Consider the following 25280-nt stretch of genomic DNA (forward strand, 5'->3'; position numbering starts at 1 on the left):
CCGCTACGAGGCCCGTTCGGCGTGGTGGCAGGCGGCGTAGTGGTCGCCGGCCGCCTCCAGGACGGGCTCCACCCGCGCGCACACGTCCGTGGCCTTCCAGCAGCGCGTGTGGAAGCGGCAGCCGGGCGGCGGAGCCACCGGGCTGGGCGGGTCGCCGGCCAGCATGATGCGCGAGCGGCCGCGCAGCGCCGGCTTCGGCACGGGCGCCGCCGACAACAACGCCATCGTGTACGGATGCGCCGGAGCCCCGTACACCCCGGCGGCCGGCCCCGTCTCGGCCACCCGCCCCAGGTACATCACCCCGACCCGGTGTGAGACGTGCCGGACCACGGCCAGGTCGTGCGCGATGAACACCAGCGCCACCCCGAGCGTGCGCTGCAGCTCCGCGAACAGGTTGACCACCTGCGCCTGCACCGACATGTCCAGCGCCGACACGGGTTCGTCGCAGACGATCACGTCGGGCTCGGTGGCCAGCGCCCTGGCGATGCCGATGCGCTGCCGCTGGCCGCCGGAGAACTCGTGCGGGAAGCGGTTCATCCGGTCGGGGGACAGGCCGACCAGGGACAGCAGCTCGCCGACGCGGTCGCGCATGGCGCGGGCGTCCTTCGACAGGCGGTGCACGCGCAGCGGCTCGGCCACGATGTCGTGCACGGTCATGCGCGGGTTGAGCGAGGTCAGCGGGTCCTGGAAGACCATCTGGACGCGCCGCCGGATGTCGCGCGGCACGCCGCCCCTGGCGAAGAAGGGGCGGCCGCGGAAGGTGACCTCGCCCTGGTCGGGGCGTTCCAGGCCGACGAGCATGCGGGCCAGGGTGGACTTGCCGCAGCCGGACTCGCCGACGATGCCGAGCGTCTCGCCGGGGAACAGCTCCAGGTCCACACCGGCGACGGCCCGTACGGCGCCGCCCTTGGACAGCAGGCCGCCGCGGTAGGTCTTGTGCAGGTTCACGGCCTTCAGCACGGGCTCAGGCGTGGGCGCCATCGAGCACCTCCTCGGAGTGGTGGCAGGCCGCGTACCGGCCGGTCGCCAGCGGTTGCAGCGGCGGCCTGGTCGTCACGCAGATCTCGCTCGCCCGGTCGCAGCGCGGCGCGAACGAGCACCCCGGCGGCACCTCCGCCGGGCTGGGCGGCGCGCCGGGGATGGCGCGCAGCTCGGAGGCGGGGCTGTCCAGGTCGGGGATGGCCGCGAGCAGGGCCGCCGTGTACGGATGACCGGGCCGCTCGTACAACTCCCCGACCTCGCCGCTCTCCACGATCCGCCCGGCGTACATCACCGCCACCCGGTCGCTGACCTCGGCCGCCACGCCCAGATCGTGCGTGATCAGCAGCACGGCGGTGCCCAGCTCACGCCGCAGCCGGTCGATCAGCTCCAGGATCTGCGCCTGCACGGTCACGTCCAGCGCGGTCGTCGGCTCGTCGGCGATGATCAGGTCCGGCTCCAGCGCCACCGCCATGGCCACCAGGATGCGCTGCCGCATCCCGCCGGAGAACTGGTGCGGATAGTCGTCGACCCGCTCGGCCGCGGCGGGGATGCCCACCAGGTCGAGCATCTCGATCGCGCGCGCCCTGGCCTGCCTGCGCGACAACCCGCGGTGCACCCGGTACAACTCGCCGATCTGGTCGCCGATGCTGAGCACCGGGTTCAGGGCGGACAGCGCGTCCTGGAAGACGAGCGTCATCTCGCTGCCGCGCAGCGCCCGCAGCTCGTCGGCGCGCATGGCGAGCAGGTCACGGCCGCCGAGCCGGGCCGCCTCGCAGCGTACCCGTGCGTTCGGCTGGTCGAGCAGGCCCATGACGGCCTTGGCGGTGACGGATTTGCCCGAGCCGGACTCGCCGAGCAGCGCGAGCGTCTGGCCGCGTTCGATGGTCAGGTCCACCCCGCGCACGGCCGGGATCTCACGCCCGTGGGCGGTGAACGTGACGTGCAGGCCGCGGATCTCCAGGACCGGTGGTTCGCTCACCGCACCCCCTTCTCAGCTGGTGACGAAACTTGGCGTTAACGACGGCATCTCTGCCGGAAACAAATCTCAATGTTGTCTTCTGCGCCTGATCCTGGCAAACTTCCCGCAATCGGACAAGAGGGGTTACCAGATGCTGGAAGCTGCGAAGAGCTACAAGGGCTACCGTTCCTACGACTACCTGGAGGCGGGCGTCGACTATCGCCGGTTCGACCTGGCGCCCGAACTGGGCCGGGTGCCCGCCTACCAGGGGCCCGAGTTGACCTCGGAGCAGACCGCGCGCGTTCGCCGCCTGCTCACCGACAGCCTGGTCGTCTCCCTGCACGACCACCCGTCGGTCTTCCCCGACGACATCGGCCAGACCGTGGACTACAACCGCACCGCCCGCCACCACACCGGGTACGAGGGCCTGGCCCGCTCCGGCATGACCGTCGTCTTCGACAACCTCATGGACGGCACCTGCTGCATCACCAGCCAGGCCGGCTGGAAGTGGAACGACGTGATCGCCGACATCGGCATGCGCCTGTCGGACCTCGCCCACCAGGACTTCCTCATCAAGGTCGAGCGTCTGGCCGACGTGCGCGAGGCGCACGCGAGCGGCCGCATCGGCCTCGTGCTGGCCCTGGAGGCCGCCACGATGATCGAGAACGAGGTCGACAGGATCGACATGTTGTACGGCTTCGGCGTACGCCAGATGGGCATCGCCTACAGCGAGGCCAACACCCTGGGCAGCGGCCTGAAGGAGCGCGGGGACGGCGGCCTGACCCTGTTCGGCGAGAAGGCCGTGCGCCGCATGAACAAGCTGGGCATCGCCATCGACGTGTCCCACTCCGGCGACCAGACCTCGCTCGACACGATCCGCCACTCCGACAAGCCGATCCTCATCACCCACGCCGGCGCCCGCTCGGTCTGGCCCACGAACCGCATGAAGCCCGACTCCGTCATCAAGGCCGCGGCCGAGCGCGGCGGCGTGATCGGCCTGGAGGCCGCGCCGCACACCACGCTCTCGCCCGGCCACCCCAGGCACAGCCTGGAGTCGGTGATGGACCACTTCACGTACTGCGTGGACCTGGTGGGCCTCGACCACGTCGCCTTCGGCCCCGACACGTTGTTCGGCGACCACGTGGGGCTGCACGACACGTTCGCCGAGCACCTGTCGCTCAACGAGGCGCACGCGGGCCAGTCCTACGAGAAGGTCGCCTACGTGGACGGCCTGGAGAACCCGGCCGAGTGCTTCTGGAACATCATCGCCTGGCTGGTCACCCACGGCTACTCCGACGACGAGATCACCAAGGTCGTCGGCGGCAACGTCATGCGCGTGCTGGAAGAGGTCTGGATCTGATGAGACGTGGAATCCTCCTGGCCGCTCTGGCCGTCGCCCTCGCGGCGTGCGCCCCCAGCGTGCCCGGCTCGTCCGGTTCGCCGGGTTCGCAGGCCCCCGCCTCCGCCGACCGGCTGACCATCGGCACGACCGCCGACGTGGTCAACTACAACCCGCTGGTCGGCAACAGCCGTACCGACTCGTGGGTCACCAACCTCATGTATCCGCACCTCACCCAGATGGACGCGACCGGCAAGCGGATCCCGTACCTGGCCACCGAGTGGTCCTACTCCGAGGACGGCAAGACGGCTACGGCCAAGCTGCGCGACGACATGAAGTGGTCCGACGGCAAGCCGGTCACCGCCGACGACGTGGTGTTCTCGGTGACGGCCGTGCAGAAGGAGAAGTTCGGCGTGGTGGCCGGGCTCATCACGGCGCTGGACAAGGCCGAGGCCGTCTCACCGACCGAGGTGCGCTTCAAGCTGAGCCGCCCCGACGGTACCTTCCTCGACAACGTGGGCTTCTGGCTGCCGGTCGTGCCCAAGCACGTGTTCGAGAAGGCGCCGAGCGCGCAGAAGTTCGCCAACGACGCGAACTGGGTCAGCGCCGGGCCGTTCAAGCTGACCAAGGTCGAACGCGGCCAGCGCTACATCATGCAGCGCGTGGACGGCTTCGGCCCCGGCGCGCCGACCGTCAAGGAGATCGTCTTCCGGGTCTTCCCCGACGTCAACACCGAGGTCCTGGCGCTGCGCAACGGCGAGATCGACATGATCGGCAACGTGCTGCCGCCCGCCACCGCGACCGAGCTGAAGAACGACTCCAAGGTCAAGCTGCAGCAGATCCCGTCGCTGGGCTGGGCGCACCTGCAGTACAACACCAAGCGCAAGCCCCTCGACGACGTACGCGTCCGCCGGGCCCTGGCGCACGCCGTGGACTACGAGGCCATCAGGAACATCGCGCTGAAGGGCTTCGCCAAGTCCTCCAACTCCAGCGTCCTGACGCCCTCCCTGCCCCAGTGGGCCGACCCGGCGGCCAAGGAGTACACCTTCGACCCCGAGCAGGCCAAGAAACTTCTGGCCGAGGCCGGGCAGGCGAACCTCAGCCTGAACATGATCTACGACCAGGCCGACCCGAACATCGCCCGCTGGGCCCCCATGGTCCGCGACTCGGCGAAGAAGGCCGGGATCACGATCCAGCTCCAGGGGCTGGAGCGCAACACGTACCTGGACAAGACGCTCAAGCGCGACTTCGACATCTACGCCGGCTCGTGGGCGGTCATGGACAACCCGCCCGCCAACCTCGGGCTGGCCTTCAAGAGCGGCGGGTTCATCAACTACGCCCAGGTCGACGACCCCAAGCTGGACGAGCTCATCGACCAGGGACAGCGGGCGCTGTCCACCGAGGAGGCCAGGAAGCCCATCCAGGAGGCCGCCAGGATCATCAGCGACCAGGTCTACGACAACGTCCTGTACGTGGAGACGTTCAACATCGCGCACTCCACGAAGTGGACCGGCTTCCAGCCGATGCCGAGCGAGCTGCTGTCCATCCTCAACCCGCTCTCCCTCGCCTCGGCGAAGCCGGCGAGCTGATCGGCGGGCTGATCGATCATGCGCTTCTTCGGCCTCCGGCTGGCCCGCGGCCTGCTCACCCTGTGGTTCGCGGTCACGGTGACGTTCTTCCTGGTCCGTCTGCTGCCCGGCGACCCGGTGCTGGCCGTGGCCGACCCGAACATGACCGAGGAGCTGCGCCAGAAGCTGCTGGCGGACTTCGGCCTGGACAAACCCCTGGCCGCCCAGTACCTCGACTACCTGGGCCAGCTCGTCCAGGGCAACCTCGGCATGTCCTTCCGCCAGTCGATCCCGGTGACGACCGTGCTCATGGAGCGGCTGCCGTGGACGCTGATCCTGACGATGTCGGCGATGGTGGTGACGATCGCGCTCGGGATCCCGCTCGGCGTGCTCGCCGCCACCAGGGCCAAGGGCTGGCTGGACCGCGTCATCCAGCTCACCGGCGTCACCGCGCAGTCGCTGTTCGTCCCGAGCGTCGGGATCTTCCTCATGTACGTGCTGGGCGTCTGGCTCGGCTGGTTCCCCATCGGCGGAGCCGTCGATCTCGACGCCACCGGGTTCGGCGCGACGCTCAGCATGTTGCACCACCTGGTGCTGCCATGCCTGTCGCTGGTGTTCATCCAGCTCGGCGGCTACGTGCTGACCATGCGTACCACGCTCATCGACGCGCTCGGCGAGGACTACGTCTCACTGGCCAAGTCCAAGGGCGTGCGTCCGGGCAAGGTCGTGTGGAAACACGCGCTGCGCAACGCGCTGCTGCCCACCACCACGATCGCCGGGCTGCAACTCGGCACCCTGGTCGGCGGTGCGGTGCTCACCGAGACGATCTACGCCTACCCGGGCATCGGCCGCGCCATCTACGAGGCGGTCGGCCAGCTCGACTTCCCCGTCCTGCAGGGCGCGTTCGTGCTGCTCGCGGCCGCCGTCGTGGTCGCGAACCTGATCACCGACGTGGCCTACGGAATCCTCGACCCCAGGGTGCGCACCTCATGACAGCGGCTGCCGTCGAACTCACCCCGCGCCAGCGGACCTGGTCCTCCTTCCGCCGCAACCCCCTCGGCATGGCCAGCGGGATCGTGCTGATCCTCATGGCCCTGGTCGCGATCTGCGCGCCGCTCATCGCGCCCTTCCCCGAGGGGTACGGCACCGACACCTCCCAGCCGCCCTCGGCCGCGCACTGGTTCGGCACCGACGACATCGGGCAGGACGTCTTCGCCCAGGTCGTCTGGGGGACCAGGGTCAGCATGGCGGTCGGCGTCAGCGCCTCCGTGCTGGCCATCGTCATCGGCCTGCTCATCGGCGTCAGCGCCGCCTACTTCCGCCGCCTGGACACGCCGCTCGGCGTGCTGGTTGACCTGTCGTTGTCGCTGCCCGTGCTGCCGCTGATGATCCTGGTCGCGGCGCTGGCCGGGCCCAGCGTGCGCACGCTCGCCGTGGTGATCGCGCTGTTCAGCTGGCCCGAGGTGGCCCGCGTCGTACGCTCCCAGGCGCTGGCCATCGTGCCCATGCCGTTCGTGTCGGCAGCCAAGGTCGTCGGCGGCTCGTCGTTGTGGATCGTGCGCAAGCATCTGCTGCCCGGCGTGATCCCCGTCGTCGGCGTGTCGGTGGTGCTGACCACCTCGCGCGCCGTGCTCGCCGAGGCCGGCCTGTCCTTCCTCGGCCTGGGCGATCCCGGCAGCTGGTCCTGGGGCACGATCCTGCACAAGGCGCAGCAGTCCGGCGCGCTGGCCTCCGCCTGGTGGACCACGTTGTTCCCGTCCCTGGCCATCCTGCTGCTCGTCCTGTCCACGACCCTGCTCTCCGTGGCCTACAACGACGCCCGCAACCATCGGAGCGACACATGACCTTCTCGCAGAGGCTGCCCGACGACTTCTACCGTGGCGCGCTCGACCGGGTGCGGGCCCTGATGTCCGAGGAGGGGCTGTCCGCGCTGCTGCTCGATGACCCGCTCGACGTCGCCTACCTCACCGGCTTCCACCACTTCCCGAACGAGCGTCCTGTCGCCTGCTGGCTGCCGCTCGACGGCGACCCGGTGCTGCTCGTGCCCGACCTGGAACGGGAGTACGCGCAGGATCAGCGGGCCCGTGCCGAGATCGTGGCCTACCCGGAGTTCCCCGGGGTCAGGTCGCCGTTCGCGGTGCTGGCCGGGCACGTACGCGTGCCGTCCGCCGCCGCCTACGCCCCCTCCACCAGCGTCGCCCGCGTGGACGCGCTGGGCGAGGCGTTCCCCGCCACCCGCTGGAGCGCCTGCGACGCGGTCGGCCGGGTACGGCTGCGCAAGCGGCCCGAGGAGATCGTGCTGCACGAGGAGGCCGCCCGGATCGCCGACGAGATGATCGAGGCCGGCGTCGAGCTGGTCAGGTCGGCCGTCGAATCCGGTGGCGAACTGCCCGCCGAGACCGAACTGGCCGCGCACGTGATCTCCCACGGCTCGCGCCTCATGTACGCCAGGCACCAGGACGTCGTCGTGGTGCCCATGCTCACCGGCGGCCTCGTCTACGGCGGCCCCAACTCCGCCCAGCCGCACCGCCTGCCCGGCGGTGACCGGCTGCGGGCGGGGGAGACGTTCATGCTCTCCCTCGGCTGCGCCGTCGGCGGCCGGTTCGTGGAGAGCGAGCGCACGTTCGTCATCGGTGAGCCCTCCACGGAGCAGGCCCGCTACTACGAGGTCGTCCGCGAGGCGCAGGAGACCGGCACCGAGGCGCTCGTGCCCGGCACCACCTGCGAGGAGGCCAACCGCCGCTGCCTGGCCGTGGTCGAGGAGGCCGGGCTGGGCCGGTACCTGCGTCACCGGCAGGGCCACGGCATCGGGCTGGGCTTCCACGAGCCGCCCTGGTTGTCGGACGGCGACCCGACCGAACTGGCGCCCGGCATGATCCTGTCCAGCGAGCCCGGCGTGTACGTGCCCGGCCACGCCGGATACCGCATCTCCGACACCGTCCTGGTCACCGAGGCGGGGCCGCGCCGGCTCACCGCGTACCCGCGCGAACTCACCGACGTGATCATCTGAAGCCGGACTCCTTGTTCGACCTCACCGGCGTGATCATCTGAAAGGGGACCTTTTGTTCGTCACCATCAACGGCAACCCGCTCAACGTCGAGATCCTCGGCGACGGCGAGCACACGATCATCGCCTGCCACGGCGCGCCCGGGCTCGGCTCGCTCGCCGAGCCGCGCGCCAGCTTCGGCCGGCTCGCCGACGCCTACCGGGTGGTCGTCTTCGACGCCAGGGGCTCGGGGGACAGCGGTCAGGCCGGCCCGTTCACGCACGAGCAGTGGGTGAACGACGTCGAGGGCCTGCGCGCCTGGCTCGGTGCCGAGCAGGTGGTGATCGCCGGAGGTTCGTACGGCGGCTTCATCGCCATGGAGTACGCCGCCCGCCACCCCGGCCGGGTCGGCGCCGTCGTCCTGCGCGACACCTCCGCCGACAACGCCAACCAGGAACTGGCCACCCGCAACGCCGCCGCCTCCTCCCGGGTCACCATCGACCAGGACAAGCTCGACCGGATCATGTCCGGCACCGTGCGCGACGACGCCGACCTGCGCGACTGCTGGCGCGAGATCCTGCCGCTCTACGACCACGACTACGACCCGGCCGTGGTGGAACGGCGCGTGGCCGCCACCCCGTACCACTACACCACCCACAACTACGCCTTCGCCGTCAACCAGCCCAACTACGACATCAAGCACCTGCTCCCCGCCATCACCGCGCCCACGCTCGTCACCGTCGGCCGGCACGACTGGATCACGCCGGTCGAGTGCAGCCAGACCATCGCCGGGCTCATCCCGCACGCCGAACTCCGGGTCTTCGAACAGTCCGGTCACTCACCGCAGGTCGAGGAGGCCGGGTTGTGGGAGGCCACCGTGCGCGACTTCCTCGGCAGGGCGCTCGGAGCATGATCGGCAAGGTGCGGGAACGGGGCTGACGCGCGATGATGCCCCCGATGGAAGATCTCGACGAACTCGACCGCAAGCTCCTCGCCGCGCTGCACGTGAACGGCCGGGCGAGCTGGACCGACATCGCCCAGGTGCTCGGCACCTCCACCACGACGGTGGCGCGGCGCGCCCAGCACCTGTTCGGAGCGGGGCTGGTCAGGGTGGCGGTGCTGCCCCATCTGGAGCACGAAGGACCCGTGCACGTGTTCCTCGTGCGGCTGACCTGCGCGCCCGGCAGCCAGCTCAAGGTCGCGGGACTGCTGGCCCGCAACCCCGACATCCGGTACGTCACCATCGTCACCGGCGGCTCCGACATCGTGTTCGAGCTGGTCGCGCCCAAGGACCGTGACCTGTACTCGATGCTGGTCGGCTTCGTCCACACCATTCCCGGGGCCCAGCAGAGCAACGCCGACCTGGTGCTGCACACCTACAAGGTCAGCTACGACTGGAGCGGGCCCGTACTGGGGGAGCGGGCGGGCCCGTTCGCGCTGCACAGGCCCGCGCACACCTGCGAGCGCGGCCACCTCGACGACGTGGACCGCGAGGTGCTGGCCGCCCTGCGGGAGGACGGCAGGGCCAGCTTCCAGTCGGTCGGCCGCCGGTTGGGCATCAGCGAGAGCACGGCCAGGCGGCGGCTGGAGGCGATGCTGGAACGCGGCTGTGCTTCGATCACCACGTTCATCCCGGCGGCCGCGCTCGGCTACGAGGCCGAGATCCTCTTCTGGTTGTCGGTCGAGCCCAGCATGCAGGACAGCGTGGCCGAGCGGTTGTCGGGCGAGCGCGGCGTGCGGATGATCGCCTCCGTGCTCGGGCAGGCTTCGCTGATCTGCGAGGTGATCGTGCCGACCACAGCCGACCTGCACCACTTCACCTCCCGCACGCTGGCGTCGGTGCCGGGGGTGCAGTCGTGGACGGCGGGGGTGCAGGTGCTCACCGTCAAGCGCGGCTTCCTCATGGTGCCATGGGCCGAAGACCGCATCGCGACGGCCCTCGGCTCATAGCTGGGAGCCCTGGGCTCTTGGCTCATGGCTGGGAGCCTTGGGCTGTTGGCTCATGGCAGGGAGCCTTGGACTCCTGGCGACGGCCCTCGGCTCATAGTTGAGAGGTCTGCACTCTTGGCGACGGTCGTCGGCTCATAGCGGTGGTTGGGGCAGGTCACGGCTATCGAGCTCGAAGGAGTTCCTGTCCAGGAAGAGCCGCCGGCCGCCCCCGTCGGCGGCCTCCGGCAGCATCTCGTACGGCAGCGTGAAGCCACGGCTCCTCGATGCCAGCCGTGGCCACTCGTGCACGTAGTCGACCGAGGCGCCGCCCAGCCTGCGCAACTGCCCGACCAGCGCCTGCTCGGCCGCGTCACCCCAGGTGTCGGGCGTGCCCGCGAACAGGCTCCCATCCTCGCTCGCGGCCGCGTCGTAGGCCGCGCGCAGGACGGAGCCCGCACGGCCGATCCTCCTGGTGTCCGGCGGCTCGGTGGCCGGTCCCGCCGACACCATGTTGGCCGGGGCCCTGATGTGCCAGCGGTAGACGATCGCCATGCCGCGCTCCGAGGTGATCACGTCCTTGATCCGCGCCGGGCGAGAGCCGCCTCCCGGCGTGGGGACCGTCCAGGTGGGCGGGTCGGCCGGCCCGTCCCATGGCGTCTCACCGACGTCCCGGATCCGCAGCCGCGCCATGTGCCACATCGCCCGCCGGAAACCGTCCACGGTACGGGCCGCCATCTGGACGCGGTAGAACCAGTGCCAGCTCCGGAACATGTCGTACTCCTCGACCGTGGCCAGTTCCCGCCACTGGCCGTCCTCCTGGGCGACAGTGGGGCGTGAGGTGTACTTGCGCTGGCTCGGATTGAACAGATCCGCACCGTTCCGCCCCCATCCGGTGGCGACATCCACCCCGAACCGCCCGAACACCTCCGCGAACGCAACCCGATCCGTCGCCTTCAGAAAAGCCACGAACCCCCACAGCTCACTCCCTTCCACAGGGCTGGCCGGGGCGGGGTCACTCGCCAGCCCTGCCGTCCAGTGGCAGGGGCCCAGTGACAGGAACGCGCGGTCGTAAGCATTCAGCCCATCGAAATACCCAACAGCCTCGACCTCACTCACGGCCCGCACCACCTTGTACGTCCCCAGCACGGCCCGCTCACCCGACTCGACCAACTCCCGCAAGGTGGGCCCGAGACGCCTTTGCCCGGCACCGCTGGGCTCTGCACCACTCGCGGTGGAGCCCTCGACCGGGGAGCCCTCGGCCGGGGAGGCGTCGGCTGTTGGGCCGCTGCCTCCCCGAGAGCTGCTCGCGATTGAGACCGGCAGCAGGTGCTCGGGCAACATCTCGGCCTCGGGACGCCAGGTGTGGCCGAGCTCCGGCCACGACCGGGGCCCGGACCAGTCGCCCAGCACACGGTAATCGCCGGTCACATCCAACTCCGGATGCGCGGGGGCGACGGGCGGGCGGGACGGGGACGGGCGCGGCCAGGTCCCGGTCAGGTCGCGTACATAGAATCGCGGCGCGGTGGAGGCGACCTCACGGTGCCCCCACACATTGTCAGCCCTGCGAGCAGGCCACCCACCAGAAGCCGGAATCGTGTGAGTCCGATCCGGCTGCCCCTCCCGCAACTCCCACGCCTCCACCACAACCGGACACCGCTGCCTCCGCTCCTTCCACCGACGCAACACAAACCTGGTCCACGCATTGACGACACCAGTAATCGGCTCGGCGTACCGCTCGTAGAACCGCGCCTGAGCAGGAAGCAGCCGATCAGACCAGCGAACCAACTCCACCCCGGCCCCCTGCTCATGGGCGGCGGCCCCCGTACCCTCCACACCCCGCGCCACGCTCAACTCCACCCCGGCCCGGCGCACCACGCCGAACCCGCCGCCTTTTACGCCCTCCGCGCCGCCTCCAGCTCCACTTCCCGCGCCGCCCTTCGCGCTCGCTCCGATGGCGGTCACCTCCAGGACCTCATCATCGACGCGGATCCGGAACGGCGGGTCGGAGGGAAAGGCCGCGGCGGGCTCGGCCCGCAAAGTATCGGCCTCCGCCGTCACTCCTTCGGTCAGGGTCGCCGTGCCAGGATCGCGCTGGACGGCGGCGTCAGGCAGGGACGCGTACCGCTGAAACTCCATGACCGTCTGCCACGTCGCCGTGGTGAAGGTCGTCGTCTCCCGGGCGGCGAGCAGAAAGCCCAGCTCACGCAGATCCCGATGCAGGTCGCGAACGTGCGTGGCGCCCGTCAGCTCCGGCCGATCCTGCCCACCGTAGCGGGCGGGCAACCCCGGCCCCGGATCGCGGTCACCGGGGCGCAGGTCGTACTCGCCGTACAGCCCGGACGTGGGCCGGATGAGATTGGCCAGCAGCCAGGCGAAAACCTGATCGAGATCTTCCAGCATGAGCCGTCACCTGCCATGGGAGAGACCTTCCTTTGAAGGTAGGCCCCGCCCGCGCCGCCCGCCACAGGTCTTCAGGATGGGGTGCGGAGCTCTTGGAAGAGACGGAGGGCTGGCGGCAGTTGTCCCTGTCCGCCGTGGGCATGGCCGGCGTGGTGCTCCTGCTGGGTGGCGCCGGGAACGGCACGCTGACCGCGCAGACGCTCGTAGGTTACGGGTGCGCGTTCGGATCAGCGCTGTGCATGGCGTTCTACACCGTGGCCGCAGGCCGGTCGGGAACCTCCATGACGCGGGTACTGTTTCCCGCATCCGTGGCCGGAACCGGCATCGCCCTGATAGGAACGGCCATCAGCGGTACTCCCTGGCCACCGGTTCAGGACTGGACGGGCTCGATCTATCTCGGTGTCGGCCCCATGGCCGCCGGCTACCTCCTCTGGGCGACCGCGAGTGCCCACGGCGATCCCACGACGATTGGCGCGATCGGATACCTGACACCGTTCGCCTCGACCACGCTGCTCATCGCGCAGGGTGCGCCGATCACCGCGTTGACCGTGGTCGGCGCCGTGCTGATCCTGCTGTGCAACGTCGGAGTGCTCGTCCTCGACCGCCGTACCGGTGATCGCAGGGCCCGCGACGAGGGCACGACAGCGGTCGGCCGCAAATGCGTACAGGGGGCCTGACAATGATCGGCCGTCAATGCGTGGCGGGCTTGGCAGCGGTCGGCCGTTAATGCGTGCAGTGGGCCTGACGGCGATCGGCCGTCAATGTGTTGTGCGGCAGGTCTGACTGCGATCGGCCGTTGATGCGTGTGGCGGGCTTGACGGCGATCGGCTCTCAACGTGTGTAACGGTGCTTGGCGCCCGGGGGGAAGTATTCCGGGTCCCCGGACTCCCGCAGCCGGACGAACGGCATCTGCCGTCCCGCCGGTACATAAGCCGCGAACTCGCTGTTGAGCCGCAGAAGCTGAGCCAGGATCGAGCCGCCCACCGCCTGGGCGATCTCATCGGAGGGCTTCTCGCCGGGCGCCAGCTCCACCGTCACCGTCAGATGCCGGTCATGCCGCTCGTCCTCGGCCGCCTCCAGCACGAACTTCCCCGTGACCGCGCCGCTCACCTCAGGCTGCTCCAGGCCGACCGCGATGTTCTCCGGGTAGACGTTCGCGCCGTAGTAGGACACCGTGAAGTGGCTGCGGCCGAAGACGTACACGAACGGCCGCTCGGGACCCTTCGCCTCCGGCTCGAAGCCGTGCCGCCGTACGAAGTCCAGCAGCTCCGGGTACGCGAGCACGCCGCCCTCGTCGGCGATGTGGTACCGGATGAGCGGAACGCCGTTATCGCCCGAGAACAGCAGGGTGCCCTGGTGTTCCTCGAAGAAGCGCACCTGCGGGTCGTACTGGACGAGGGTAGGCAGCCGGGACTCGCCGAACAACTCCCTGGCCGTTTCGGGGCGTGCGGCCAGGAAACGGCGGATCTCGACCGACAGCGCGGTCTCGTTGCCCAGGACGCCCGCGTCGGCGGTGCCGTACAGGGAGGCGATGCCGCGTACGGGGTCGGCGATCCCGGCCCGCTCGGCGACCAGCGCGCGCCACTCCTCGCTGAACACCTCACCCGCGGTGACCAGCTTGAGGTTCCAGTCGGACCAGGGGAGGCCCTCCGTGTCGATGACGTTCTTCAGGAACGGCGGGTAACCGAGGAGCACGACCTGATCGAAGTGCGGGGCCAGCTCGGGGATCACCCGCACGATCTCCCGCCGGTCGCTGCCGGGGGCGACCACGGTGATCGGATAGCCGCGTCCGGCCAGGTGACGGCAGCAGTTGATGGTGAACAGACCGCCAACCCAGGTGCCGAGGGCAAAGCAGATCACGGCCAGGGTACGGCGCTCGCGTGCCCCGAACGAATCCCTGAACACCTCCTCAAAACGGTCGGCGATCGCCCGCTCGTCCGCCACCGACCGCGGCCAGAACGACGGCACCCCCGTGGACCCGGACGAAACGGCGATCATGTCCCCGATCACCCCGTCCCTGCACAACTCGGGAAGAGGATGCCGTTGCGTGTAATTGTCCTTATCCGTCATAGGTACCCGAGTGAAGTCCTCAAACGTCACGACCTCCGCGGGATCCACGTGACGCTCGGCAAGAAACCTGCCGTAGGCGGGCACCGTGGCCGCCACCTGATGGAAGAGCTCAACCGGGTCCATCCGCCGACTGTACGACGCAACCCAAAACCACGAAACACCCCACACCCCACCCAGCCCCAGGTCTCGCCCGGCCCCAGGTCTCGCCCGGCTCCACGCCCAGCCCCGCACCCCCGCTGCTCAGCCCTCCCGCCCACTCGGCCCCACGCTCCGCCCACTGGCCGCACAACGACGAAGCACCGCCGGTGTTCAAAGGCGGTGTCCACCGGGTGCCGTCCAGGGGAGTGGGTGCCACGCGAGGAGGCGCCATTCGGGGCGTGTTGTGTGGGAGCGGTGTTCACGCGGGAGGGCGTAGTCACGCAAGGAGCGGCCGTGCGAGAGGGGGGGTGTGCAGGAGACGCACTGCGGAGGCGGAGGCGGTGTTGGCGGAAGCGGTGTCGGCAGGGGCGAGGGCGAGGGCAGGGATAGACGGAGGGGGCGGTGACGGCAGGAGGCAAGGTCACGCGGTGACGGGCCGAGACAAGGTCGCGGTGGGTTATTCGCCGGGTCGTACCAGCCCGTTTTCGTAGGCGTACACGATTGCTTGGGCGCGGTCTCGTAAGCCGAGTTTCATCAGCATTCGACCTACATGGGTCTTGACCGTCTGTTCGGCCACGAAGAGTTTAGTTGCGATCTCCTGGTTGGACAGGGCCTGCGCGACCAGGACGAGTACCTCCGTTTCCCGCTCCGTCAGCTCGTCCGGTCGCCTGCCCGCCACCGGGCGAGGGGTGCCGAGCCGGGCGAACTCGGTGATCAGGCGCTTGGTGATTGCCGGGGCGATGAGTGCGTCGCCGGCGGCGACCACGCGTACGGCCTCGGCGAGTTGTGCGGCTGAGGCGTCCTTGAGCAGGAAGCCGCTCGCTCCTGCCCGCAGCGCCTCATAGACGTAGTCGTCGAGGTCGAACGTCGTCAGGATGAGCACCTTTGTCGCGTTCTGGCGCGCCATGAGTTCCCTGGTCGCCTCCAGGCCGTTCATCACTGGCATCCGTACGTCCATGAGCACCACGTCGGGGCTCAGTTCGGCGGCCCGTGCCACGGCCTCCCGTCCGTCGGCCGCTTCGCCCACGACCTCGATGTCCGCCTGGCCGCTCAGGAACACCGTGAAACCCGTGCGGACCATGCCCTGGTCGTCGGCGATCAGAACCCGGATCAAGCCTTCTCCCTCTCTGCGATCTCTGCGATCGGTAATACGGCCCGGACTTCGAACCCTCCGCCCTCAACAGGCCCGGCGTCGAACCTGCCACCGAGCAGCGTCGCCCGCTCCCGCATTCCCACCAGCCCCTGCCCGCCCCCGCGCCCCGTCTTGGTCCCGGTCGCGTCCGGCGTTCCACGCGTTATGTTCGCAGGTGCGGTGGGTGGGCGTCGCACTGCGTCCCTGGCCGTGCCAGTCGCGCTTCGTGCGGAGGCGGCTGGGTCCGCTGTGCCTCGTGCTGCCTCGACTGGATCCGGAGTGCCCCGTGCGGAGTCGGCTGAGGGAGGAGTGCCTCGCGGTGCGTTTCTGGTGGTGCCAGCCGTGCCATGTGCTGTGTTGCTGGTGGTGCCAGTCGGGCCAGGTGCTGTATCTCCGGGTGTGGCAGCCGTGTCGTGGGTCGGGTTTGTGGGCGTGCTCGCCCTGCTTGGCGTTGCATTGGGCGGGGGCGGTGTGGTTTGTGCTGCTTTGTTGGTGGTTGTTTCGGGGGTTGTGGCTGGGCCGTTGGCGATGCGTAGTCGGAGTTCGTCGGCTCGGCGGGTGATTTCCACGGCGACGGTGGTGCCTGGTGCGTGTCGCATCGCGTTCGACAGGGACTCCTGCACGATCCGGTACGCCGACAGTTCCACGGCCTGCGAAAGGTCGCCGAGTGGGCCGGAGCGTTTGACCAGGATGGCCAGTCCGGTGGCGCGGGTGTTGGTGATCAGCTCGTCGATTCGGTCGAGCCCTGGTTGTGGCGCGGTGTCGGTACGGCCCTGCGGGTCGCGCAGGACGCCGAGGACCTGGCGCAGTTCCGCGATCGCCTCCAGTGACAGGCCACGGATCTCGGCCAGGCCCGCCTCCAGTTGCCTCACGTCGCCGGCCGCCTTGAGCGGGACCGCCTCCGCCTGGATCGCGATCACGGACATGTGGTGCGCCACCACGTCGTGCAGTTCGCGGGCGATGCGGGCGCGTTCCTCCAGCACCGCCTGGGCGCCCTCCGCCTGCCGGGTGCGCTGTTCCTCCTGGACCAGGCGGGCCGTGGCGGTGCGCCGCGCGCGTACGTTGTAGCCGAAGAGCACCGCGACCGACGCGATGATGGTGGCGAGGAACATCGAGTTGGGGTGGATGATCCAGAGGGCGAGGACCGTCATCGTCCACACGCCCCATGTGACCTGCCGGTCGCATCGGACCGCTGCCGAGTAGAGGACCAGCAGGTACATGATGATCGCCGGAATGGGGTAGGGCGGATCGCCGTCGCCGATGCTGACGGTCAGCCAGACGATCACGGGCAACATCACGGCGGCGACCCGCCATGCCGCCAGCGGCCACCAGTCGCGCAGGACGATGGGCAGGGAGACGCCGAGTGCGGCCAGGTACAGGAAGATCATCGGTACGGGGCCGTGGATGAGCGGGTTGGCGGCGTGGGCGCGGGCGGCGCGCTCGTTCCAGTCCGCGCCCATGCTGATCATGAGGCCGTACAGGGTGGCGGCCAGGAGGAAGTCGGCCGCCTGGACGACGTTGTAGGACCTCACCGGGATCAGTGCGCCGAGCCAGTGGGGCACCTTGAACGTCAGACGGCGGGCGCTGAACGGCGGGTCGGCGTCGCCCTGGAACAACGCCTCCGCGAATGGTCGCGTGACCACCGTCCCGCCCTGCTTGACCGCCCCCACAGTCCGCGCCGCCCAGGTTGTCCGGGGCTCAGCGAGTTCGGTGGGTGTGTTCCGGTCGTTGGCCTCATGCCGATCGGCAGGCTCGCCGCCGCTCCCGACTCCGGTTGCGGGATCGGGCGCCGTCGCGTTGCCCTTCGTCTCGTACGTGCCGTCGCGCACGCCGTCGTCCTCAGCGGCGGCAACCCCCGATGGCCGCCTCCATGGGCGCCAGCGGGCGATCGACCGGCCGAGCGAACGGGCGCGCTGGGCGAGGATCACCCGGTCAAGCTTACGGAGCGGGCCCGCGAAGGGCGTCACACCAGGGTTTGATGTTCCCGTCAACCGGAGGTATTGCTTACAACATTACGATCGCCCTGAGCGAACATCGACAAGGAAGGGAACATTACGCGGCTCTGATGAATTGAGTCGGTATAACTCAACCCTTTGGAGTTCGCATGAGTGAGAGCTTGATCCTCCCGGTCCTGCCGCTGGACGACGAGGTCGTCCTGCCGGGCATGGTGGTTCCGCTGGACCTGTCCGACTCCGAGGTGCGCGCCGCCATAGAGGCTGCCCGTGCATCCGGTGGCAACAAGCCACGGGTCCTTCTCGTTCCCCGGATTGACGGCCGATACGGCGCGATCGGCGTTCAGGCCGTCGTCGAGCAGGTCGGGAGGCTGCCGGGCGGTGAGCCCGCCGCCGTGGTGCGGGGCGTGAACCGCGCCCGCGTGGGCACCGGCACGACCGGCCCTGGCGCCGCACTGTGGGTCGAGGCCGAGACGATCGACACCGTCGCGGCGGGCGAGCGCGCGCAGGAGCTGGCCAAGGAGTACAAGGCGCTGGCCACCACCATCCTGCAGAAGCGCGGCGCCTGGCAGGTGGTCGACCAGGTCAACCAGATCGACGACCCCTCCGTGCTGGCCGACAGCTCCGGTTACACCCCTTGGCTGAGCACGGCGCAGAAGGTCGAACTGCTGGAGGAGGCCGACCCTGCCGGGCGGCTGGCCAGGCTGATCGAGTGGTCGCGCGAGCACCTCGCCGAGCTCGACGTCGCCGAGACGATCCGCAAGGACGTCCAGGAGGGCATGGAGAAGCAGCAGCGCGAGTTCCTGCTGCGCCAGCAGCTCGACGCCGTACGCAAGGAGCTCAAGGAGCTCAACGGCGACACCGCCGGGACCGAGGAAGAGGACTACCGGGCCCGGGTGGAGGCCGCCGACCTGCCGGAGAAGGTGCGCGAGGCCGCACTCAAGGAGGTCGACAAGCTGGAGCGGACCCCCGACCAGTCCCCCGAGACCGGCTGGATCCGTACCTGGCTGGACACCGTCCTCGACATCCCGTGGAACGACCGTACCGAGGACAACTACGACATCACCGGCGCCAGGACCGTGCTCGACGCCGACCACACCGGCCTGAACGACGTGAAGGACCGCATCATCGAGCACCTGGCCGTGCGCAAGCGCCGCCAGGACAAGGGTTTGGGCGTGGTGGGCGGCCGTCGCAGCGGCGCCGTGCTGGCCCTGGCGGGCCCTCCCGGAGTCGGCAAGACCTCTCTGGGCGAGTCCGTGGCCCGCGCGATGGGCCGCAAGTTCGTACGCGTCGCGCTCGGCGGCGTACGCGACGAGGCCGAGATCCGCGGCCACCGCCGCACCTATGTCGGAGCCCTGCCGGGCCGCATCGTCCGCGCCATCCGCGAGGCCGGCTCGATGAACCCGGTCGTCCTGCTCGACGAGGTAGACAAGGTCGGCGCCGACTACCGCGGCGACCCCACGGCCGCCCTGCTGGAGGTGCTCGACCCGGCGCAGAACCACACGTTCCGCGACCACTACCTAGAGGTCGAGCTGGACCTGTCGGACGTGCTGTTCCTGGCCACGGCCAACGTCCTGGAGGCCATCCCCGGGCCGCTGCTCGACCGCATGGAGGTCGTCACGCTCGACGGCTACACCGAGGACGAGAAGGTCTCGATCGCCCGCGACCACCTGCTGCCCAGGCAGCTCGAACTGGCGGGCCTGACCGCCGAGGAGGTCACGGTCGAGGACGCGGCGCTGCGCAAGCTGGCCGCCGAGTACACCCGCGAGGCCGGCGTACGCTCGCTGGAGCGCTCGGTCGCGCGAATCCTGCGCAAGGTGACGGCCAGGGACGAACTGCCGGTGACGGTACGCGAGGACGGCCTGGTGGACTACATCGGCCGGCCGCGGTTCGTACCGGAGTCGTCCCTGCCGGAGGCCAAGCAGCGCACCTCGGTGCCGGGCGTGGCCACGGGCCTGGCGGTCACCGGGGCCGGCGGCGACGTGCTGTACGTGGAGGCGTCCCTGGCCGACCCCGAGACCGGCGAGACGGGCCTGACCCTGACCGGCCAGCTCGGCGACGTCATGAAGGAGTCGGCCAGGATCGCGCTGTCCTACCTGCGCTCGCACGGCGCGGAGCTGGAGCTGCCGGTCACCGCGCTGAAGGACCGCTCGGTGCACGTGCACTTCCCGGCCGGCGCGGTGCCGAAGGACGGGCCGTCGGCGGGCGTGACGCTGACGACGGCGCTGGCCTCGCTGCTGTCCGGCCGGCTGGTACGCGGTGACGTGGCCATGACCGGCGAGATCTCGCTGACCGGGCGGGTGCTGCCGATCGGCGGCGTCAAGCAGAAGCTGCTGGCCGCGCACCGGGCGGGCATCACGACGGTCCTCATCCCGGCCCGCAACGAGCCGGACCTGGACGACGTGCCCGCGGAGGTCCGTGACGAGCTGACCATCCACGTGGTCGGCGACGTGCGCGAGGTCCTGGACATCGCCCTGGCCCCGGCGACGGTCGCCTCCTCCGTGGCGGCCTGAACCGGCAGCGAACGCCCCGCCGTCACCGGGTCCGGCGGGGCGTTCGCATGTCCGCACCCCCTGACCTGCTCGTACGTGACACAGATCACGAAACCGATTGGGAATAGGGGGATACGCGGGGATCGTTAGCAACGGCGTGAACGAGGCATACGTGACAGACGGCAGCGTCCCCATGGACGCCGCGTGTCGCCGCATGCGTATGGGGCGAATGCCGGCCCGTTAGAGCAAACCGTCCGCCCGTTCTCCTCGAAGGCCGTCATGATCGCACCTGGCTTCGTGCTGCGCAGGCTGAGCCACCTGCCGTTCCACCCGGGCACCCGCTGAACCATTGAGGGACACAGCCCTCTTCTCCCGGTGATGTACGTTCCCGCGGCCCGCTGATGGCCGCCCTCAGTCGTGGGGTTTCTCCGTGATCCAGGCTTCAGGCCTGCGCAAGCAGTACGGCGCCACCGTCGCCTTGGACGGCGTCGACCTGCACGTACGCGCAGGCGAGATCTATGGCGTGCTCGGCCAGAGCGGCGCCGGCAAGAGCACGCTCCTGCGCTGCGTCAACCTGCTCGAACGCCCCACCGCGGGCACCGTCACCGTCGCGGGCCAGGACCTGACCGCGCTCGGCGGACGCGAGCTGAACCGCGCCCGCCAGCGCATCGGCATGATCCACCAGCACTTCGCCCTGCTCTCCTCGCGCACCGTCGAGGGGAACGTGGCCTTCCCGCTGGAGGTCATGGGCGTGGCCAGGGGCGAGCGCGAGCGCCGCGTCGGCGAACTGCTCGAACTCGTCGGCCTGGAGGGGCGCGGCAAGGACCGGCCGCACCAGCTCTCCGGTGGCCAGAAGCAGCGCGTCGGCATCGCCAGGGCGCTGGCGGGAAACCCGGCCGTGTTGCTGTCCGACGAGGCCACCTCGGCCCTCGACCCGGCCACCACGCAGTCGATCCTCGCCCTGCTCAAGCGGCTGAACACCGAGCTGGGCCTGACGATCCTGCTCATCACCCACGAGATGAACGTGGTCAAGAGCGTCTGCGACTCCGTCGCGATCATGTCGCGCGGTCGGATCGAGGAGTCCGGCGGCATCGCCGACCTCATCAGGACCCCCGGGTCCCGCCTGACCAGGGAGATCTTCCCGCTGCCCGAGCCCGCGCCGGCCGGATCGGTGACGCTGACGTTCACCGGCGACCCGAGCCAGCCCGTGGTGTCGGAGGTGGTGCGCAAGTTCGACGTGGACCTCAGCATCCTGGGCGGCTCGATCGAGGACCTCGCGGGCGGCTCCGTCGGGCGCCTGCGCGTCGCGCTCGACGGAGCGGACAGCGGCGCGGCACTGGCGTACCTGCGCGAGACCGGGCTGATCGTCGAGGTCGCGGGGGAGACGGCGTGACCGGGCTGATCGTAGAGGTGGCAGGGGAGGCCGCGTGACCTGGGAAGAGATGCTGCCGTTGCTGTGGCCGGCCACGGTGGAGACGGCGCTGATGGTCGGGTGGTCCACGCTGTTCACCGCGCTGCTCGGCCTGCCGCTCGGCGTGGCCCTGGTGGTGCTGGACCGCGACGGGCTGCTGCCGCTGCCCGCGCTGAAGTCGGTGCTCGGGTTCGTGGTCAACATCGGGCGGTCGCTGCCGTTCATCGTGCTGATGATCGCGATCATCCCGTTCACCAGGCTCGTAGCCGGGACCACGATCGGTACGGCCGCGTTCGTGGTGCCGCTGACCGTCGGCGCGGTGCCGTTCTTCGCCCGGCTGGTGGAGACCGCGCTCAGGGAGGTCGGCACGGACGTCGTGCAGGCCGCCCAGGCCATGGGCGCGAGCCGTACGTCCATCGTGCGCAAGGTCCTGCTGCCCGAGGCGCTGCCCGGCCTGGTGGCGGGGCTCACCGTGACCGTGGTCGCGCTCATCGGCTACTCCGCCATGGCCGGCACGCTCGGCGGCGGCGGGCTGGGGGATCTGGCCGTCCGGTACGGCTACCAGCGGTTCGAGACGCTCCTCATGATCCTGACGGTCGTGCTGCTGATCGTGATCGTGCAACTCCTGCAGAGCCTGGGCGACTGGGTCGCCCGGCGCCTAACGCATAAGTAAGGAAAATCATGAAAATTCACCGCCTTGTGGGTGCCGCCGCGCTGGCTCTGTCGCTCGCCGCATGCGGTACGTCGCAGCCCGCCACGGAAACGAAGTCGGCCGAGTCGGCCGACACGGTGCTGAAGGTGGGCGTCAGCCCCGTGCCGCACGCCGAGATCCTGAACTACGTCAAGGACAACCTGGCCCCGGCCGCCGGCCTCAAGCTGGAGGTCGTCGAGTTCACCGACTACGTCCAGCCGAACGTGCAACTGGAGGAGGGCCAGCTCACGGCCAACTACTTCCAGCACAAGCCCTACCTCGACGACTTCAACTCCACCAAGGGCACCAAGCTGAGCTTCGTTACGCCGGTGCACCTGGAGCCGCTCGGCCTGTACTCCAAGAAGATCACCGGCGTGACGGCGCTGGCGAGCGGCGCCACCGTGGCCGTGCCGAACGACGCCACGAACCTGGGCCGCTCGCTCAAGCTGCTCGCCGACAACGGCGTGATCACCCTCAAGGAGGGCGCGGGCACCGCCGCCACCGAGCGGGACGTGACGGGGAACCCGAAGAACCTGCAGTTCAAGCCGCTTGAGGCGGCCCAGCTGCCGCGCTCGCTGGAGGACGTGGACGCCGCGGTGATCAACGGCAACTACGCCATCGAGGCCGGTCTCAAGCCCGCCTCGCAGGCGCTGGTGCTGGAGAAGACCGAGGCCAACCCGTACGTCAACGGCCTGGTCGTGCCGGCGGGCCACGAGAAGGACGCCAACATCGTCACCCTCGGCAAGCTGCTGCGGGACCAGAAGGTCAAGGACTTCATCAAGCAGAAGTACGCGGGTTCCGTCATCGCCGCGGAATGATATTTCCCGTTAAGATCGGGAAAATCGCGTTATCCAAGGCTTTATGGCGTTAAGCAAATTGTAAGCAGAGCGCAATGCGGCGGACGTACGAATGCGGGGTCAGCAAAACCTCTCCCGAACCGAGGAGACCCTCACATGCGATTCGTCTCACGAATCCTGCTCGGCGTAACGGCCGCCGCATTAGTCGCGATTGGCGCTCCGGTCGCGGCGAACGCATCTGTCACATCGGCCGCGAGCGCGGCCTGGGGGCCCTATTTCTCCGGTGACCACAAGGCCAGGGCCCACGGGCACGTGTCCGTCGACAAGAAGCCGTTCAAGCACTGGTACTGGAAGACGGAGATCGTCAAGGTCGAGAAGTGCCGCAAGGACCACAAGGGCGACCGGCACTGCAAGGTCGTGCTCGAGAAGGTCAAGAAGAAGGTGTGGGAGTGGCGCTTCGACCACTTCTACACCGTGCACAGCACGCTCGCCAATCACAAGTGGTGGGGCAAGAAGAAGTGCGCGTGGGAGACGTTCAAGGTCGTGAACCACGACGGCTCCGCGTACTTCAAGAGTTTCCGCAACTGTGGCAAGCACGCCAGGCACTTCGCCTTCCACGGTAAGAACGCCGCCCACATTTACGTGAACGTCAGCAGAGGCGACCGGTTCCGTCCGACCGGCCACCACTCCGGCTGGCAGGACGTCTACCACGCCGCCGTCTAGCACTCCTCCCGCGCGCCGAGCCGCGGCCTCAAAGCGAGGCCGCGGCTCAGCCGTGTTCCGGCGAGGTTCTGGCGTGGCGGGCGATCAACCGAATACTGTTCGGTTCATGTATCCGGGAGCCATCGCAGCCGTCACCCCCGACAAGCCCGCTGTGATCATGGCGGGCTCCGGGCAGGTCATCACCTACCGCGAGCTGGACGAGGAGTCGAACCGGCTGGCCCACCTGTTCCGCGCCGCGGGCCTCAGGCCGGGCGACCACATCGCCTTCATGCTCGCCAACCACCCCCGATTCCTGGCCGTCGCCTGGGCCGCGCACCGCTCGGGCCTGTACTACACCCCGATCAGCTCCCGGCTGCAGACCGACGAGCTGGCCTACATCGTGAACAACTGCGAGGCCCGCGCCTTCATCTCCAGCGCGGACCTGGCCGGCGTCGCCACCTCGATCACCGCCGCCACGCCCGGCGTGCGGCTGCGGCTGATGATGGACGGCGTGGCCGAGGGCTTCGAGCCGTACGAGGAGGCCGTGGCGGGGCAGCCGCACACGCCGATCGCGGACGAGTGCCAGGGCGCGGACATGCTCTACTCCTCGGGCACCACGGGCCGCCCCAAGGGCATCAAGCTGGCCGCCACGCACGGCTCGCTGGAGGAGCCCGGCCTGCTGTTCAAGCTGATCCAGGGCCTGTTCGCGCCCTCCGGCGACAGCGTCTACCTCTCGCCGGCGCCGCTCTACCACGCCGCGCCGCTGCGCTACAGCCTGACCTTCCAGCGGCTCGGGGCCACGGTGGTGGTGATGGAGCGCTTCGACCCCGAGCAGTACCTGGCGCTGGTGGAGCGGTACGGGGTGACGCACTCGCAACTCGTCCCGACGATGTTCATCAAGATGCTCAAACTGCCCCCAGAAACACGGAAAAAGTACGACATCTCCTCGCTCAGCTGCGCCATCCACGCCGCCGCCCCCTGCCCCGTCCCCGTCAAGGAGCAGATGATCGACTGGTGGGGGCCGATCATCCACGAGTACTACGCGGGGACCGAGGGCAACGGCTTCCTCTACGTCGGCTCCCAGGACTGGCTCCGGCACCGGGGCACGGTCGGCCGCTCGCTGCTCGGCGTCGTGCACATCTGCGACGAGGACGGCAACGACCTGCCGCCGGGCGAGCACGGCACGATCTACTTCGAGAACGGCGGCCGGTTCGAGTACCACGGCGACCCCGGCAAGACCCGCTCGGCCCAGGACCCGCTCGGCCGGGGCTGGACCACGCTGGGCGACATCGGCTACCTGGACGAGGACGGGTTCCTGTACCTCACGGACCGCCGCTCGTACATGATCATCTCCGGCGGCGTGAACATCTACCCGCAGGAGGCCGAGAACGTGTTGTCGGTGCACCCCAAGGTGGCCGACGTGGCGGTGTTCGGGGTGCCGGACGAGGAGATGGGCGAGCAGGTCAAGGCCGTGGTCGAGCCGGTGTCCATGGACGAGTCGGGGCCGGGCCTTGAGGCGGAGCTGATCGCGTACTGCCGGGAGCACCTCGCGCACTACAAGTGCCCGAAGTCGGTCGACTTCCGCGCCGAGTTGCCCCGCCATCCGACGGGCAAGCTTTACAAACGGCTGCTGCGGGAGGAGTACTGGCCCGCCCGGAAGTAAAATCTTCAAAATATTTTCGCGGTCGGGAGCCCTGGTCCGACCTCGTTCGATAAGGCCGCCGTCAGGGCGGC

Annotated in this window: 20 protein-coding genes; 14 read left to right on the forward strand and 6 right to left on the reverse strand. The window is 69.4% G+C overall.

From position 1 onward, the window contains the following. Positions 1 to 3: 3 nt before the first annotated feature. Both AB0I81_RS61440 and AB0I81_RS61445 read right to left on the reverse strand, forming a co-directional pair. Positions 4 to 981 carry an oligopeptide/dipeptide ABC transporter ATP-binding protein gene (locus AB0I81_RS61440; protein ID WP_360679373.1) on the reverse strand — a complete coding sequence of 326 codons (978 nt, stop codon included), beginning with the start codon at positions 979 to 981 and terminating at the stop codon, positions 4 to 6. Further along, positions 965 to 1960, reverse strand: coding sequence for an ABC transporter ATP-binding protein (locus AB0I81_RS61445; protein ID WP_360679376.1), 996 nt, complete (start codon positions 1958 to 1960; stop codon positions 965 to 967). The genes AB0I81_RS61440 and AB0I81_RS61445 overlap by 17 nt, the downstream gene beginning before the upstream one ends. Before the next feature lie 130 nt (positions 1961 to 2090). On the opposite strand from AB0I81_RS61445, the gene AB0I81_RS61450 reads away from it, so the two are divergent. Genes AB0I81_RS61450 through AB0I81_RS61480 form a run of 7 tightly spaced genes read left to right on the forward strand, consistent with a single transcriptional unit; the run spans position 2091 to position 9782 of the window. Next, positions 2091 to 3299, forward strand: a complete 1209-nt coding sequence (locus tag AB0I81_RS61450) for a membrane dipeptidase (RefSeq protein WP_360679379.1) — start codon at positions 2091 to 2093, stop codon at positions 3297 to 3299. Next, positions 3299 to 4867, forward strand: a complete 1569-nt coding sequence (locus AB0I81_RS61455) for an ABC transporter substrate-binding protein (protein WP_360679382.1) — start codon at positions 3299 to 3301, stop codon at positions 4865 to 4867. Before AB0I81_RS61450 ends, AB0I81_RS61455 begins: the two co-directional genes overlap by 1 nt. A gap of 18 nt (positions 4868 to 4885) precedes the next feature. Beyond that, the gene (locus tag AB0I81_RS61460; protein ID WP_360679385.1) at positions 4886 to 5839 is read left to right on the forward strand and encodes an ABC transporter permease; all 954 of its coding nucleotides are present in this window, start codon (positions 4886 to 4888) and stop codon (positions 5837 to 5839) included. Beyond that, the gene (locus tag AB0I81_RS61465; RefSeq protein ID WP_360679388.1) at positions 5836 to 6690 is read left to right on the forward strand and encodes an ABC transporter permease; all 855 of its coding nucleotides are present in this window, start codon (positions 5836 to 5838) and stop codon (positions 6688 to 6690) included. The genes AB0I81_RS61460 and AB0I81_RS61465 overlap by 4 nt, the downstream gene beginning before the upstream one ends. Next, positions 6687 to 7856, forward strand: a complete 1170-nt coding sequence (locus tag AB0I81_RS61470) for a Xaa-Pro peptidase family protein (protein WP_360679391.1) — start codon at positions 6687 to 6689, stop codon at positions 7854 to 7856. Before AB0I81_RS61465 ends, AB0I81_RS61470 begins: the two co-directional genes overlap by 4 nt. Before the next feature lie 52 nt (positions 7857 to 7908). Next, on the forward strand, positions 7909 to 8745 hold the full coding sequence (locus AB0I81_RS61475) for an alpha/beta hydrolase (RefSeq protein WP_360679394.1): 837 nt from the start codon (positions 7909 to 7911) through the stop codon (positions 8743 to 8745). A 44-nt stretch (positions 8746 to 8789) separates the two neighbouring features. Beyond that, positions 8790 to 9782: an Lrp/AsnC family transcriptional regulator gene (locus tag AB0I81_RS61480; RefSeq protein ID WP_360679397.1), complete on the forward strand. Its 993-nt coding sequence runs from the start codon at positions 8790 to 8792 to the stop codon at positions 9780 to 9782. A gap of 132 nt (positions 9783 to 9914) precedes the next feature. On the opposite strand, the gene AB0I81_RS61485 is transcribed toward AB0I81_RS61480, so the two are convergent. Continuing rightward, positions 9915 to 12161: a hypothetical protein gene (locus AB0I81_RS61485; protein ID WP_360679400.1), complete on the reverse strand. Its 2247-nt coding sequence runs from the start codon at positions 12159 to 12161 to the stop codon at positions 9915 to 9917. A 92-nt stretch (positions 12162 to 12253) separates the two neighbouring features. Between AB0I81_RS61485 and AB0I81_RS61490 the strand changes: the two genes are divergently transcribed. Next, positions 12254 to 12838, forward strand: a complete 585-nt coding sequence (locus AB0I81_RS61490) for a DMT family transporter (protein WP_360679403.1) — start codon at positions 12254 to 12256, stop codon at positions 12836 to 12838. 154 nt (positions 12839 to 12992) lie between these two features. Here AB0I81_RS61490 and AB0I81_RS61495 read toward each other — a convergent pair whose 3' ends face one another. From AB0I81_RS61495 to AB0I81_RS61505, 3 genes are all read right to left on the reverse strand, one after another. Beyond that, entirely contained in the window at positions 12993 to 14354 is a 1362-nt protein-coding gene (locus AB0I81_RS61495; RefSeq protein ID WP_360679406.1) for a phenylacetate--CoA ligase family protein, read from the reverse strand. 472 nt (positions 14355 to 14826) lie between these two features. Then, on the reverse strand, positions 14827 to 15483 hold the full coding sequence (locus AB0I81_RS61500) for a response regulator transcription factor (RefSeq protein ID WP_360679409.1): 657 nt from the start codon (positions 15481 to 15483) through the stop codon (positions 14827 to 14829). Then, entirely contained in the window at positions 15480 to 17429 is a 1950-nt protein-coding gene (locus AB0I81_RS61505) for a histidine kinase (protein ID WP_360679412.1), read from the reverse strand. The genes AB0I81_RS61500 and AB0I81_RS61505 overlap by 4 nt, the downstream gene beginning before the upstream one ends. Positions 17430 to 17605: 176 nt before the next feature. Here AB0I81_RS61505 and lon point away from each other — a divergent pair, with 176 nt between their 5' ends. The 6 genes from lon (at position 17606) to AB0I81_RS61535 (ending at position 25209) form a co-directional block, all read left to right on the forward strand. Beyond that, positions 17606 to 19966: an endopeptidase La gene (gene lon / locus AB0I81_RS61510; protein WP_360679415.1), complete on the forward strand. Its 2361-nt coding sequence runs from the start codon at positions 17606 to 17608 to the stop codon at positions 19964 to 19966. Positions 19967 to 20375: 409 nt separating this feature from the next. After that, positions 20376 to 21338 (forward strand): ATP-binding cassette domain-containing protein, encoded by a 963-nt coding sequence (locus AB0I81_RS61515; RefSeq protein WP_360679418.1) that lies wholly within the window; start codon positions 20376 to 20378, stop codon positions 21336 to 21338. A gap of 34 nt (positions 21339 to 21372) precedes the next feature. Continuing rightward, positions 21373 to 22029: a methionine ABC transporter permease gene (locus AB0I81_RS61520; RefSeq protein WP_360679421.1), complete on the forward strand. Its 657-nt coding sequence runs from the start codon at positions 21373 to 21375 to the stop codon at positions 22027 to 22029. A gap of 8 nt (positions 22030 to 22037) precedes the next feature. After that, entirely contained in the window at positions 22038 to 22865 is an 828-nt protein-coding gene (locus AB0I81_RS61525) for a MetQ/NlpA family ABC transporter substrate-binding protein (protein WP_360679424.1), read from the forward strand. Positions 22866 to 23000: 135 nt separating this feature from the next. Further along, positions 23001 to 23567 (forward strand): hypothetical protein, encoded by a 567-nt coding sequence (locus tag AB0I81_RS61530; RefSeq protein ID WP_360679427.1) that lies wholly within the window; start codon positions 23001 to 23003, stop codon positions 23565 to 23567. 106 nt (positions 23568 to 23673) lie between these two features. Continuing rightward, the gene (locus AB0I81_RS61535; protein WP_360679430.1) at positions 23674 to 25209 is read left to right on the forward strand and encodes an AMP-binding protein; all 1536 of its coding nucleotides are present in this window, start codon (positions 23674 to 23676) and stop codon (positions 25207 to 25209) included. The last annotated feature ends 71 nt before the right edge of the window (positions 25210 to 25280 follow it).

The organism is Nonomuraea sp. NPDC050404, from assembly GCF_040655495.1.
GTDB lineage: Bacteria > Actinomycetota > Actinomycetes > Streptosporangiales > Streptosporangiaceae > Nonomuraea.